The following is a 13,768-nucleotide window of genomic DNA, read 5'->3' as shown; positions in this document are numbered from 1 at the left end:
TAAGAAGTAAAATTTAATTTTTTAATGACATCTATCATTATTTAACTTTTTTCACAATAAACAAAATAAAACAACTACTTTTGCAACTTCTTAAAAAACACAATATGCAATCTATTAGAAACATAGCAATTATAGCCCACGTTGATCATGGTAAAACTACGTTGGTTGATAAAATTATTGACCAAGCGCACATTCTAGATGAACGCAAAGTACGTACCGATTTATTATTAGATAATAATGATTTAGAACGAGAACGTGGAATTACCATTTTATCTAAAAATGTTTCTATCATTTATAAAGGTGTAAAAATTAATGTAATTGATACTCCTGGTCACGCGGATTTTGGTGGAGAAGTTGAACGCGTTTTAAAAATGGCAGATGGTGTTTTGTTACTTGTTGATGCATTTGAAGGACCTATGCCACAAACTCGTTTTGTACTTGGGAAAGCTTTAGAACTTGGGTTAACACCTATAGTTGTAGTAAATAAAGTAGATAAACCTAATTGCACACCTGATATTGTACACGAAAAAGTATTTGATTTAATGTTTGCTTTAGATGCTTCGGAAGAACAGTTAGAATTTGCTACTGTTTATGGTTCAGCAAAACAAGGTTGGATGAGTTATGACTGGAAAGATGAAACAGATAATATTACACCTTTATTAGATTCTATTTTAAAATATATTCCTGAAGCTCCTTACCGTAAAGGCACACCGCAAATGCAAATTACATCACTAGATTTTACATCTTTTGTTGGGCGTATTGCAATTGGACGTGTTTTTAGAGGAGATTTAGAAGAAGGGAAAGATTATATGTTGTGCAAAGCTGATGGTAGTTTTAAAAAAGTACGAATAAAAGAACTACACACATTTGAAGGTCTTGGGAAAGATAGAGTTGCAAAGGTAAGAAGTGGCGATATATGTGCTTTAACAGGGATAGATGGTTTTGAAATAGGAGATACCATTGCAGATTTAGAAGAGCCAGAAGCTTTGGCAAGGTTAAAAGTAGATGAACCAACTATGAGTATGTTGTTTACCATTAATAATTCACCTTTTTATGGTAAAGAAGGAAAATATGTAACTTCTCGTCACTTACGTGATAGATTGTACAAAGAAACTGAAAAAAATTTAGCACTTAGAGTAGAAGATACAGATTCTGAAGATAAGTTTACGGTTTTTGGTCGTGGAATTTTGCACTTATCAGTATTAATTGAAACAATGCGTAGAGAAGGCTATGAACTGCAAGTAGGCAGACCTCAAGTAATTTTTAAAAATATTGATGGTGTTAAATCGGAACCTTACGAAACCTTAGTTATTAATGTTCCTGAACAATTAGCAAGTAAAGCAATTAACTTGGTTAGTTTACGAAAAGGAGATTTGCTAGTAATGGAACCAAAAGGAGATATGCAACATTTAGAGTTTGATATTCCTTCAAGAGGATTAATTGGTTTACGTAATAAAATATTAACAGCAACACAGGGAGAAGCCATTATAAATCACCGTTTACGAGGTTTTGATGCTTTCAAAGGTGAAATTGCAACGTCTAATAATGGTGCTATAATTTCTGCAGAAACAGGAAAGGCAACACCTTATGCTATTAATAAACTACAAGATAGAGGTAAATTTTTTATTGACCCAAATCAAGATATTTACAAAGGGCAGGTTGTTGGAGAAAACAATAAGCAAGAAGATATGGGAGTTAATTTAGCTAAAGGTAAAAAATTAACAAATGTTAGAAAGTCTGGTACAGATGAAAGCGTTAAAATAGCTCCTAAAGTTGATTTTTCTTTAGAAGAATGTATGGAATATATTAAAGACGATGAGTATTTAGAAGTAACTCCTCTAAGTTTACGAATGCGTAAAATATCTTATAGATAATGAAATAGATATTAATCTATTATTTTAAGCGCTTTCATTAATTTGAAAGCGCTTTTTTTTAGCTAATAATTGATAGATGAAATTTATCCAGTAACTTTTGTTACCAATAATATTTTAAACTAATATAAAAATTCATAGTCTAAGTGTTATATAACAAACTAAAAATAAATAATGAGAAAATTAATTTTATATACCTTAAGTGGTTTTTTTGCAATTTTAAGTAGTTGTAATGATAATGATACTATTGAAAATACAATTGAGACTATAATTTCTCAAAATGAAATAGCTGATTTAAAGTTTTTAAGAGAAGAAGAAAAGTTAGCAAGAGATGTTTATTTATATTCATATGATAAATATGGAGATCTTATTTTTAATAGTATAGCTTCAAGTGAGCAACAACATATGAATAGTGTGTTAACTTTATTAAATATGTACCAAATTCCCGATCCAGCTTTAGTAGAAAGAGGTGTTTTTACAGATCAATTCTTACAAAACTTATACAATGATTTAATAGAATTATCTGATGTTTCCAATGAAGAAGCATTAAAAGTGGGCGCTTTAATTGAAGATTTAGATATTAATGATTTAGATGAACTTCAAAATTCAACATCAAAGGAAGAAATTATTTCAGTATGTGAATTGTTAGAATGTGGCTCAAGAAATCATTTAAGGAGCTTTACGGATAAATTAGAATTGGTTGATTTTCAGTACTCTCCAGTATATATTTCAATAGAAGATTATAACGAAATAATAACAACTTCAATAGAGTTTTGTGGAACTTATTAAAATTAAATTTATAGTATATTAGCACCTTAACTAAGCATTATATATGAAATCAAAAATACTAGTTATAGTAATTATCTTTTTTACACTATTAAGTTGTAAACCTAAAAAAGATGCGCCTAAAATAGAAGAGATACAAGTTGTTGAAGCAACAAATGAACAAATTAAACCAGAAGGTTATAACTTGTTAAGAAACAATTGTTATGCTTGTCATTCTGTAACAACAAAATCTCATGACGAAATTATTGCTCCACCAATGGTAGCAATTAAAAAAAGATATAAAGTTTCATTTAAAACTAAAACTGAATTTACGGAAGCTGTGGTAAATTGGGTATTAGACCCTAAAAAAGAACATGCTTTAATGTATGGTGCTGTGCATAAATTTAAAGTAATGCCTAAACAACCATTCGATAAAATTGCTGTAATTAAAATTGCAGAATATATATTTAATAATAAGTTAGAAAAACCAGATTGGTTTGATAGTAATTTTAAAGAGGAACATCTTGGAGGATTGGGAAATGGAAAGGGTAGAGGAAAAAGAATGGGAAAAAATTAATAAAAGACACTATCCTAAAAACTTACATAGTTTATGAAATACTGCCAAATAAATTATTGTATTCTATAAAAAGAGCTTTAATAATTAAGTTAAAGCTCTTTTTAAATTTATGTACTACTAATGATGATGTCCATGACTCTCACCACAACTACAATTACAACCAGATTTTTCTTGTGATACTGGGGCAACAGCTTCTAATGTTCCATTAATTAATTTATCAATTGCAGTATCAGGATCTGTTTCTTCAATTTTATAACAAGCAACATTTTGTCTTGCTAATTTTTGAATTAAACCATTCCCAATTCCTCTAGTCAATAATATATCTACATCTAACAAACTACTTTTAAATGTATTGTCTTCATTATGAGAGGCGCTATGTAAAGTTTCTTCTTTTGTAAGTTTAAGTATATTTTTACTTTCAATGATACCTTCATTAATTGCATAAATTAAAAAATTTCTGCATTTACCTGCATGTTCAAATATTACTTTCTTATTTTGAGAAGCAACAGCAACTATTGTTTTCATATTTATTTAATTTTCAACAAAATTAAACTTAAAAGCAAGATTAATAAGCAACTTAAGTTACTACTTAAAGTTAGTATATTTAAAAAAGTATAGTATCAAATTAGATAATTTAATTAACAATATTTATACTTATTAACAATTTAAAAAAAATAAAATAAAATAATTAAAAAAATAAAATACTACAGTTTCCTATCATAATTTTACATGCTATTTACATTTTATTATTTAAATATTATTTATATAAGCACTATAAACACAGGCTTTTATATTTTTTTTGGATTTTATGTCTTTAAGGTTTTATCCTATATTTAGTTGATTGATTTAAATGATTTTATTTATATAATTTATATAAATATAAAAGTTTTTAACAAATTTATTTGGATGTTTTAATAATAGTACCTACATTTGATGTATATACAATAGTAGTATAGATAATTGTTGTCCCCCCGAAGTTGAATAAAAATGATAAAAATGATGAGTTAAATTTACCTGACTTAACAATTGCAAATATTTTGCAAACAGGTAACTGGATGAATGAGAAATTTTCTGATCATCTAAAACAATATGCATTATCTATTCAACAATTTCAAGTGTTACGTTCTTTAAGAGTATTGAAAAGTGAACCAGTAGATCTTTTAACTTTGCAAGCCAAAATGGTGAGTAAAAATAGTAATACAACTCGTTTAGTTGAGAAATTACGTTTAAAAGGACTAATTACAAGAATTCAAAGTGAAGAAAATAGGAGGAAAGTAGAGATAAGAATTACTGAAGCTGGTATAGATTTGTTAACAGAAATTGAAACAATACATTCTGAATTTGAGAATGATATTGTGAGTAATCTAACAAATAAAGAACTATTAACTCTTAACAAATTATTGGAAAAAATTAGGTTAAATTAAATCAACCCCAAGTTCAAATGACGTTTTAACAATTAAAACTATTTGATACCCCTAAATAGTATTAATTGTTAAAAGGTTGAAATTAAATTAGTAAGTTAAAATAAAACAAGTAAAAATTATGAATGAATAAATAAATCAACCCCAATTAAATTACTTAACAAAGTACTTATTACCCATAAGTATTAGTAAAGTGAAAGTAAGATTAGATTAATTAGTAAGAATTTATAAAATAAATCAATCTATAGAGGTAGACTCACTGTAGTCACATACTTAAAAAGCAGTCCGAAAAGTGCTTTTACATAGTTAGATGGTTAGTAAGAACTTTGTTTCTACCTCTTATTTTAAAAATTATAATAAATAAATTAACCCCGAAACCCCAAGATTATGAGTGCAAAATTATTAAGGCAATTAATAATTCTTCCTTTTTATGCTATTTATAATAGCATTGAGTTTCAATGTAACATTCAAAAAACTACAATTTTGAAACGCTTATATACTTTAGTTTTAGTAGGTTATAAATATTTATGTATTAAACACCATAAAATTAATAGTATAATTAAAATCAGCCGCAAAAAAATTATCATTAAAGCTACCCTTCCCACAACGGTAAATAAAAAGATAATACTTGCGGCTGTATTTTAATATAAAAATCCCAAATATTAAACCCCAACTAGCATGAAAATTTCAAATATTAAATTAGTAGTAATATTAGCTTTATCGTTTTCAGTTTTAACTTCTTGTTCTAAAGAAGATGATGGAATCTATTTTAGTGAAATAAAGGACGTTAAAGTAGAATACTCTGTAATGGAATTAGAGATTCTAGATTTAGTTAACAACCATAGACTTAGTTTAGGATTACAATCTTTAGAAAGTTTAAGCTATATCTCATCTGTGGCATATTCTCATACAGAATATATGGTAGAAACCGATCAAGTAAATCACGACGGATTTCCTCAAAGACAAGAGAATTTAGTATTAAAAGCTAACGCAAAATCAGTAGGCGAAAATGTAGCTTATGGATTTAATAGTGCTAAAGGTGTAGTAAATGCCTGGTTAAATAGTAGTGAACATAGAGCAATTATAGAAAATGAAAGCTACACTCATTTTGGAATTTCTATTGAAAAAAATAGCGAAGGTAGATTTTACTTTACTCAAATGTTTATTAAGAAATAATTAAAAATATATAGTGATGATTTTAGTTGAAAAAATGCCAGTAAAAAAAATAAAAATAGTATCGAGTAAGATTTATATTAATACATTAATTCCTAAATTTCAATTTAAAAATAAATTTGGGAAATTAATTATACCAACAAATTGTTGCATTAACTTATAGCTGTTAGAAAAACTGTCGTTCCCTTTATTGTGAAAAAAAACAGTTGCAAAAAACCTTATAATTGTCGTCCCCACAACGGTAGTATAATAAGTATTATGTTTTACAACTGTATAAATTTTTTCTCATAAAACAGCCGTAATATACTTGAAAAAAACTGTCGTCCCCACGATAATTTCTTGTAACTCAATTTATCACGACTGTAAATCTTTTATCCATATTTAAAAAATAAAGTTAAAAGATTAAATATTCTTGAACTTTTTTAGGTTTTGTAAATTTAATTTATAACATTTATAATTCCAACTATTTATCAAATAAATTTAACTTTTTAGCATTTAAAAAAATATTTCTTTTAACTAGCTGATATATATTAGTTTATAATTTAATGAAAAAAACAAATAAATTTTCTTTTGTTTTAAAAGTACGAAAAGAGGATATTGATAACTTAAACCATGTTAATAATATTCGCTATATCGAATGGGTTCAAATGGCAGCTGAAAAGCATTGGGAATTTATAACTAATTCTAACTTAGAAGCACAAATTGTTTGGGTAGTTTTAAGACATGAAATAGATTATTTTATATCCGCAAAACTAAATGATACTATTACGGTAAATACTTGGATTGGAGATTCTTATGGTGTAAAGTCTGAGCGTTTTGTTGATATATTTAAAGAAGATAAATTACTAGCTAAAGCTAAAACTATTTGGTGTTTGTTAGATAAAAAAACAATGAAACCAATAAGAATTCCATTAAATATTCTAGAAATTCTTGAGGCAAAAAACAATTGATTATTTCTTATTTTTTTCTTCGATCCACTTAGACATATATTTTGTGCTTTTTAACGTGTGATGCATTAGTAAAGCTCCAGTGATGTTATTTAATTTGTGTTTTGTATAATTTTTTTTAATTAACTCAACTTTTTTAATTAGTTTTTTTCCATACTTTTCTTTAGAATAACATTTATTAATAATTTCTGTACCATTTTGCTGAGCAGTTTCCCATAGTTTCTGATTTGAATATAATTCAATTGCTCTTGCAGCAAATTTTAAAGGGTTATTTTCAATAAATCCATTCCAAGGTAAATTCTTGTGCATTGCTTCTGCGCCAATACTTGTTGTGACACTTGGAGTTCCAAATTTCATAGCATCAATTAGTTTACCTTTTATTCCTGCTCCAAATTGAAGAGGAGCTAAGCAAATTCTAGATTTTGTATAAACTTTATGAGTACTTTCAGCCCATCCTTTAATAAGAAAACCTTCCTTTTTATTATGTAATTGTTGGACTTTTTCAGTTGCATAAGCACCATAAATTAACATTTTGGCATTTGGAAGTTGTTGTTGGATTAATGGCCATATTTTGGTTTTTAAATATTGAACTGAATTCCAATTGGGTTCGTGTTTAAAATTCCCAATAGTCATAAAATGTTTTCGTTCTTGAAATGTTGGTAGTGAATTAAATACTTCTTTGTTAATGGTTTCAAGCAAAAAAGGAACATATTGTAAAAGAGATGAATCAATTTTAAAAGTATTTTTTAATAATTTAAGTTCATACTTTGAAATAATAAGCGTTAAATCGCTACGATAAATACTAGCCAATTCTCTTTTTGTTATATCATTGATTAATAATTTTTGTGAAAGTTCTTCGTTATTTTTAAATGCATTTTGCCTTGCATTACGTAAAAAATGTAAATCTTCAGAATCTAGAATTCTAATTGCTTCAGGACAAGTTTCAGCAACTCTCCAACCAAATTGTTCTTCAGTTAAAAAGCGATCAAATAATACTAGATCTGGATTTAAATTTCTAATAAAATTATCAAAATTTGAATTGTTTAATTGAATTTCAAATGTGCTAATATTTAATGTTTCAAGATGAAATGAGTTTAATGTTTTTGACGCAGTACAAACAAAAGTAATGTTATAATTATTTTTTTGAAATAATTCGATTAGTTGAATTATTCTGCTACCAGCTGCTGTTGTTGTTGGTTCTGGCCAAACAAATCCAATAATTAAAAGGTTTTTCATCGTATTTCAAAAGTACTAAAGTTAATTGCATAAAAAAACCTGAATTCAAAACTCAGGTTTATAATATCAGATAAGTATAGAATTAAGAAATCCAACCATTTTCCTTAGATTTTTTTGAATACCAAATTAAAAATACAGCTATTCCTATCACCATAATTAACATAATTAAATTTATCAGTGAAATTTCCATATAATCTTGTATGAAAAAGTTGTAAACAAATTGTACAAGAACTGCTATTAATGATAAAATAAATAAAAACAGCGCCCATTTTTTTCTAAATAATAGAATAATACAACCTAAAGTTCCAGCAAAAACAGCAATAGCAAATGCAGCTGTTACCCATGCTGGAACATTACTATAATACATTTGATCTGCTTTTGGCAATGCTTTTAAAATTGCATCAGTCATATAAGCTTGACTTAAATATGCGGATACCCCCATAATATTCCAAATTAATGTTGTAATCCCTATAATCCAAAAAGTAGGTGTTGGTTTGTTGGTTGAATTTGTCATAGTTTAAGGTTTTAGTTAGTAAATTGTAAGTATTAAATTTATTATCACAAATTAGTTAAATATTTATATGTATGCAAATACAGTAATTTTTAGAGTTACAAATTTGTTTGTAAATAAGTTATGTTATAATGAATATTGTATGAATAGAAATCCGATTTTAATCGGCTTTGATGAATCTTAAATAGTTTAAAATAACGATTTTAATAGAATAGTTTCAGAAAATTAAATTTGAAATGTTATATTTGCAAAAAAGTTTTAGAGAATTTATATTACTATCATAAATTCATACAAAAACTTGTTGTTTTTTTGATTTGAATAATAGTCTCTCATTTCGCATAAATTAACAACCTTTACTATATAGAAAATAATAGTTTAAATTAAAAATAATTAATATTTAATATTTAATGGCAGGATCACAAGAAACCTTTGGTAAAAAAGAAAGAGAAAAGAAGCGTTTAAAGAAAAAAAAAGATAAATTACTCAAAAAAGAGGAGCGTAAAGCTGCAAGTGGACAAGTTAACGAGTTTATTTATGTTGATGAATTTGGACAACTTACTGACACTCCGCCAGACCCTACTAAGAAAATAAAGGTTGATGCTTCTACAATAGAAATTGGTGTTCCTAAAAAAGAGGATAGAGAAGAAGAAATTAAAGAAAAAACTGGTAAAGTTTCTTTCTTTGATACTTCAAAAGGCTTTGGTTTTATTATAGATAGTATTTCTCAAGAAAAACACTTTGTTCACGTTAGTGGATTAATTGACGAAATTAAAGAGAATGATAAAGTTACTTTTGAATTAGAACGCGGTTTAAAAGGTATGAATGCTGTTAAAGTAAAAAAGAAATAATATATAAATTTATCATATTAGAATAAAAAGCTACTTAAATAAAGTAGCTTTTTTATGTTATTAGAAGCTAACAATTTTACTAATAGATAGTAAACCCTTGCAAATACAAGTACATTTGCATTTTATAAATATAAAGTATGGCTACATTTTTAGATTTAGGAATTCATAAAGAATATGTACAAGCATTAAAAGAGCTTGGCATAAAGTCTCCTACAGAAATTCAAGTAAAAATAATTTCTAAACTCTTAAAATCAAAAACAGATATTATCGGTTTAGCACAAACTGGAACAGGAAAAACGGCGGCCTTTGGTCTTCCAATTTTACATTATATTGATATTAATAAGCCTCAAATTCAAGCTTTAATTTTAGCTCCAACAAGAGAGTTAGTGCAACAAATAAAAAAACAATTATTTAAATTCACTAAATATAGTAGTGAAAAAATATTTGTAGAAGGTGTGTATGGTGGAGAGAAAATAGATAAACAAATTAAATCGTTAAAAAGAACTACGCATATAGTAGTTGCAACTCCTGGAAGACTTATAGATTTAATTGAAAGAGGTGAAATAAATTTAAAAAACATTGAAACTTTGGTGCTAGATGAAGCTGATGAAATGTTAAATATGGGTTTTAAACAAGATTTAAACCGGATATTAAAATATACTAGTGGGAAAAGGCATACTTGGTTATTCTCAGCAACAATGTCTGATGAAATTAAGCGTATTGTTAAAACATATATTCAAACCAATGCACCAGTTATTCAAGTTGATAAAAAAAATATTGTAAATGCTAATATTACACATCAATATATTAAAACTACCATAAAAGAAAAACCAGAACTGATAATTAAAATATTAGAAAAAAGAAGAAATGAAAGAGGTATTATTTTTTGTAGAACAAAATTAGGTGCACAAAGCTTATCTAACTTCTTAAAAGAGGAAGGATTTTCTGTTGCAGCTTTAGAAGGTGATATGCAACAACGAGACCGTGATAAGGTAATGCGTGCTTTTAAAAATGAAAGTTTACAAGTGTTAATTTCTACTGATGTTGCTGCTCGTGGTATAGACGTTAATAATTTAGCATTTATTATACATCATCAATTACCAGAACAATTAGAATATTATACACATAGAAGTGGAAGAACAGCAAGAGCAGGTAAAAGAGGTTTTTCGTTGGCGCTTGTTATTCCTGGTGAACAACAAAAAATTTATGAAATTCAGAAAGAGCTACATATTAAATTTATAGAAGTAACTATTTAATTAAGATAATAACACCATTTAATTTTAACTGATAATTCATTTTAAATAATGAATTATCAGTTTTTTTTGTTTCATATTTAAATTTAGAATTACTCTAAACTAAGAGGTTCTAATAATTTTATCAAATTATTAACACATTTAGGTTAAACGATAGCTTACTTTTAAATTAGTATATTTATTTAACAAAAAGGAAGAGTTTAACTTAATAAGTTGGTAATATATAATTAAAACACACACAATCTTTTTATTAAGTTTTTTAATTATAACTACCTATAAAACAGAAGATAAAAAAGAAATTTCTTCAAAAAAATAAAAAGATTAAAATCAATCAAATAACCAATAATTATGAGAATAATTTTTACCTCAATTTTAATTTTAATTTCTTTAACGGTTTTTTCTCAAAAAAAAGTATTAGACCACAAAGATTTTGAACTATGGAATTCAATAAAAAATCAAACAATCACAAATGATGGTAATTTTGTAATGTATTCACTTGTAAAAGGTGAAAAAGACAGTCATCTTAAAATAAAAGATGCAAAAACCAATTTAATTTTCGAACATGAAAGAAGTGAGAAAGGGCAATTTACATTTAATTCTAAGTATGCATTATTTACAATTAAACCTTGGAAAGATAGTATAAAGGAGCTAAAACGTAAAAAAGTTAAAAAAAATAAATTACCAAAAGATACCTTAGCAATTTTTAATATTGAGGACAAATATTTGGTTAAAATTGGGAATGTAAAATCATACAAAAATCCTAAAAAATGGTCGGGATATATTGCATATCTTTTGGACGATGTGTCAGCTGTTAAAAAGGAAAAAGACACATCAATTACAGTGCCTAAGAAAAAAACAAAGAAGAATAAAACGAAGAAAGTAGGAAAAGATAATGGCTATCATTTGGTAGTGAAAGATTTGAATAGTGTAAAGCAAGATACTTTTAAGTTTGTTTTAGATTACACTTTTGCAAAAGAAGCTAAACAACTTGCTTTCACAACAACTGGAAAGGATTCTACATTTAAAGCAGGAGTTTATGTATTAGATATTGAAAGTAATCTACTTACTCAAGTTTACACTTCAAAAAAAGCAAAATATTATCAATTAAATTTTAGTGATTCTGGTAAAAACTTAGGTTTTATAGTCGATGCAGACACAACCAAAGTACAAGTTAGACCAAATGAGTTGTACGTATGGAACAAAGGAAAAGAAAAAGCTACGATGTTAGTAAATGCAGTTTCTGCGCCTAAAACCTATCGAGTTTCATCAGATGGGAAAATTAGTTTTTCTAAGGATGAAACTAAATTATTTTTTGGATTGGCCAAACCTCCAATAGTAAAAGATACAACTTTATTGGATGAAGAAATTGTAAATGTTGAAGTGTGGACATATAATGAACCTAGATTATACACAGTTCAAGAATTACAAGTTAAAAATGATAGAAAAAAATCTTATTTAACTGATATTCAAATAAATAACGATAATAAATTAGTTCAATTGGCTACAACTCAGTATCCAAATGGAATATTAGGTAATGAAGGAAATAGCACCTATGCGTTAGTAAATACAAATTTACCATATCAATTAGCAAGTCAGTGGAAAGGGAGTTCAGCGCGTGATTATGCACTTATAAATACAAATACTGGTGAAACAATTGAAGCTTTAAAAAATATAACAGGTCGTGTACAATTCAGTCCTAAGGGAAATTATGCTTATGGATATAATTCAGTTGATAGTACTTGGTTTGCGTATTCAGTGACAACTAAAAAATACACTGAACTTACCAAAGGTAAGGTTTTTTATGATGAAACAAATGATTCTCCTAGACATCCAAGTTCTTATGGAACAGCTGGTTGGACAGAAAATGATGCAGCTATAATTTTGTATGATAGATATGATATCTGGAGTTTTAATCCTGATAATGGTTCAAGTAAACGACTTACAAAAGGAAGAGAAAATAAAACGAGATACCGTTATTTAAAATTAGATGATGAAGAACTATTTTTACCATCAAATAAAAAGTGGTTATTTTCTACGTTTATTAATTCAAATAAAAATGCAGGTTATTATGAGTTCAATCCTAAAAATAATAGAGGAAAACAATTAGTAACAGGTCCTTTTAGATATTCAAATCCAAAAAAGGCAACAAAAAATAATCGTGTAATTTTTACAAAGCAATCTTTTGAAGAGTTCCCAAATATTATTATTTCTGACTTAAATTTTAAAAAGAAGTCTCAGTTAAGTGATGCAAATCCACAACAAAGTGAGTATAATTGGGGAACTGTAGAATTGGTAAATTGGACTTCTTTAGATGGAATTGAATTAACGGGAATGCTTGTAAAACCTGAAAATTTTGATCCAACAAAAAAATATCCAATGATTGTTAATTTCTATGAAAAGAGTTCAGATAGATTATTTAGTCATAAAGCACCTTCACCAGGGCGTTCAACAATTAATTATAGTTTTTATGCAAGTAGGGGGTATTTAATTTTTAATCCTGATGTTGTTTACAGAAATGGCTATCCTGGAGAAAGTGCATATAATAGTGTAATTCCAGGAATTACAGCACTTATTGATAAAGGTTTTGTAGATAAAAATAATATTGGAGTTCAAGGTCATAGTTGGGGTGCTTATCAAATTGCTTATTTGGTTACAAGAACTAATATTTTTAAAGCAGCAGAAACGGGTGCGCCAGTGGTAAATATGATTAGTGCGTATGGAGGAATTCGATGGTGGACAGGATTGAGTAGACAATTTCAATACGAACATACACAAAGTAGGATAGGTGGTACTCCTTGGGAATACCCTGCACGATATATTGAAAATTCTCCAATTTTTAGTATTGATAAAATAAACACACCTTTATTAATTATGCACAATGATGCCGATGGTCACGTGCCTTGGTATCAGGGAATTGAGTTTTTTACAGCTTTAAGAAGACTGCAAAAACCATCTTGGCTGTTAAATTATAATGGTGAACCACATTGGCCATTAAAAATGCAAAATAGAAAAGATTTCAACATAAGAATGGCTCAATTTTTCGATTATTACTTAAAAGGTGCTCAGAAACCTGTTTGGATGGAAAGTGGAGTTCCTGCTATTGAAAAAGGAATCAATCAACATTACGAGTTAATTCAAGATTAATCATGAAATTTTTTGACAAATA

Annotated in this window: 13 protein-coding genes; 10 read left to right on the top strand and 3 right to left on the bottom strand. The window is 27.3% G+C overall.

Annotated elements, in window-relative coordinates; genetic code table 11:
- The first annotated feature begins 104 nt into the window (after positions 1-104).
- The 3 genes from typA to QM495_RS03370 all read left to right on the top strand — a co-directional run bounded on the left by typA (position 105) and on the right by QM495_RS03370 (position 3,213).
- On the top strand, positions 105-1,874 hold the full coding sequence (gene typA, locus QM495_RS03380) for a translational GTPase TypA (RefSeq protein ID WP_408670701.1): 1,770 nt from the start codon (positions 105-107) through the stop codon (positions 1,872-1,874).
- A gap of 171 nt (positions 1,875-2,045) precedes the next feature.
- Positions 2,046-2,660, top strand: coding sequence for a DUF2202 domain-containing protein (locus tag QM495_RS03375; protein WP_408670700.1), 615 nt, complete (start codon positions 2,046-2,048; stop codon positions 2,658-2,660).
- A gap of 43 nt (positions 2,661-2,703) precedes the next feature.
- Positions 2,704-3,213, top strand: coding sequence for a c-type cytochrome (locus QM495_RS03370; protein ID WP_408670699.1), 510 nt, complete (start codon positions 2,704-2,706; stop codon positions 3,211-3,213).
- Between the two features lie 117 nt (positions 3,214-3,330).
- On the opposite strand, the gene QM495_RS03365 is transcribed toward QM495_RS03370, so the two are convergent.
- The gene (locus tag QM495_RS03365) at positions 3,331-3,738 is read right to left on the bottom strand and encodes a NifB/NifX family molybdenum-iron cluster-binding protein (protein ID WP_408670698.1); all 408 of its coding nucleotides are present in this window, start codon (positions 3,736-3,738) and stop codon (positions 3,331-3,333) included.
- A 452-nt stretch (positions 3,739-4,190) separates the two neighbouring features.
- Here QM495_RS03365 and QM495_RS03360 point away from each other — a divergent pair, with 452 nt between their 5' ends.
- The 4 genes from QM495_RS03360 (at position 4,191) to QM495_RS03345 (ending at position 6,757) form a co-directional block, all read left to right on the top strand.
- Complete coding sequence (locus QM495_RS03360; RefSeq protein WP_408670697.1) at positions 4,191-4,637, top strand: MarR family winged helix-turn-helix transcriptional regulator; 447 nt, start codon at positions 4,191-4,193, stop codon at positions 4,635-4,637.
- 384 nt (positions 4,638-5,021) lie between these two features.
- Complete coding sequence (locus QM495_RS03355) at positions 5,022-5,279, top strand: hypothetical protein (RefSeq protein ID WP_408670696.1); 258 nt, start codon at positions 5,022-5,024, stop codon at positions 5,277-5,279.
- A 33-nt stretch (positions 5,280-5,312) separates the two neighbouring features.
- Positions 5,313-5,810: a CAP domain-containing protein gene (locus QM495_RS03350; RefSeq protein WP_408670695.1), complete on the top strand. Its 498-nt coding sequence runs from the start codon at positions 5,313-5,315 to the stop codon at positions 5,808-5,810.
- 542 nt (positions 5,811-6,352) lie between these two features.
- Positions 6,353-6,757, top strand: coding sequence for an acyl-CoA thioesterase (locus tag QM495_RS03345; RefSeq protein WP_408670694.1), 405 nt, complete (start codon positions 6,353-6,355; stop codon positions 6,755-6,757).
- On the opposite strand, the gene QM495_RS03340 is transcribed toward QM495_RS03345, so the two are convergent.
- Positions 6,758-7,990 (bottom strand): glycosyltransferase, encoded by a 1,233-nt coding sequence (locus QM495_RS03340; protein WP_408670693.1) that lies wholly within the window; start codon positions 7,988-7,990, stop codon positions 6,758-6,760.
- 82 nt (positions 7,991-8,072) lie between these two features.
- A complete protein-coding gene (locus QM495_RS03335) occupies positions 8,073-8,504 on the bottom strand; it encodes a hypothetical protein (RefSeq protein ID WP_408670692.1) in 432 nt (143 codons plus the stop codon).
- A 404-nt stretch (positions 8,505-8,908) separates the two neighbouring features.
- On the opposite strand from QM495_RS03335, the gene QM495_RS03330 reads away from it, so the two are divergent.
- The 3 genes from QM495_RS03330 (at position 8,909) to QM495_RS03320 (ending at position 13,746) form a co-directional block, all read left to right on the top strand.
- Positions 8,909-9,349: a cold-shock protein gene (locus tag QM495_RS03330; protein WP_408670691.1), complete on the top strand. Its 441-nt coding sequence runs from the start codon at positions 8,909-8,911 to the stop codon at positions 9,347-9,349.
- A gap of 137 nt (positions 9,350-9,486) precedes the next feature.
- The gene (locus tag QM495_RS03325; RefSeq protein ID WP_408670690.1) at positions 9,487-10,605 is read left to right on the top strand and encodes a DEAD/DEAH box helicase; all 1,119 of its coding nucleotides are present in this window, start codon (positions 9,487-9,489) and stop codon (positions 10,603-10,605) included.
- 345 nt (positions 10,606-10,950) lie between these two features.
- The gene (locus tag QM495_RS03320) at positions 10,951-13,746 is read left to right on the top strand and encodes an alpha/beta hydrolase family protein (protein WP_408670689.1); all 2,796 of its coding nucleotides are present in this window, start codon (positions 10,951-10,953) and stop codon (positions 13,744-13,746) included.
- Positions 13,747-13,768 lie beyond the last annotated feature (22 nt).

It is taken from the genome of Lutibacter sp., assembly GCF_046055765.1.
Taxonomy (GTDB): Bacteria; Bacteroidota; Bacteroidia; order Flavobacteriales; family Flavobacteriaceae; genus Lutibacter.
The sequence above is the reverse complement of the archived record's forward strand: the minus strand, read 5'-3'. Positions and strand labels throughout refer to the sequence as shown.

Coding starts and splice junctions, on each gene's coding strand:
- QM495_RS03375 (WP_408670700.1), top strand. CDS start 2,046: ATGAGAAAATTAATTTTATATACCTTAAGTGGTTTTTTTGCAATTTTA.
- QM495_RS03335 (WP_408670692.1), bottom strand. CDS start 8,504: ATGACAAATTCAACCAACAAACCAACACCTACTTTTTGGATTATAGGG.
- typA (WP_408670701.1), top strand. CDS start 105: ATGCAATCTATTAGAAACATAGCAATTATAGCCCACGTTGATCATGGT.
- QM495_RS03320 (WP_408670689.1), top strand. CDS start 10,951: ATGAGAATAATTTTTACCTCAATTTTAATTTTAATTTCTTTAACGGTT.
- QM495_RS03330 (WP_408670691.1), top strand. CDS start 8,909: ATGGCAGGATCACAAGAAACCTTTGGTAAAAAAGAAAGAGAAAAGAAG.
- QM495_RS03370 (WP_408670699.1), top strand. CDS start 2,704: ATGAAATCAAAAATACTAGTTATAGTAATTATCTTTTTTACACTATTA.
- QM495_RS03345 (WP_408670694.1), top strand. CDS start 6,353: ATGAAAAAAACAAATAAATTTTCTTTTGTTTTAAAAGTACGAAAAGAG.
- QM495_RS03365 (WP_408670698.1), bottom strand. CDS start 3,738: ATGAAAACAATAGTTGCTGTTGCTTCTCAAAATAAGAAAGTAATATTT.
- QM495_RS03340 (WP_408670693.1), bottom strand. CDS start 7,990: ATGAAAAACCTTTTAATTATTGGATTTGTTTGGCCAGAACCAACAACA.
- QM495_RS03325 (WP_408670690.1), top strand. CDS start 9,487: ATGGCTACATTTTTAGATTTAGGAATTCATAAAGAATATGTACAAGCA.
- QM495_RS03355 (WP_408670696.1), top strand. CDS start 5,022: ATGAGTGCAAAATTATTAAGGCAATTAATAATTCTTCCTTTTTATGCT.
- QM495_RS03350 (WP_408670695.1), top strand. CDS start 5,313: ATGAAAATTTCAAATATTAAATTAGTAGTAATATTAGCTTTATCGTTT.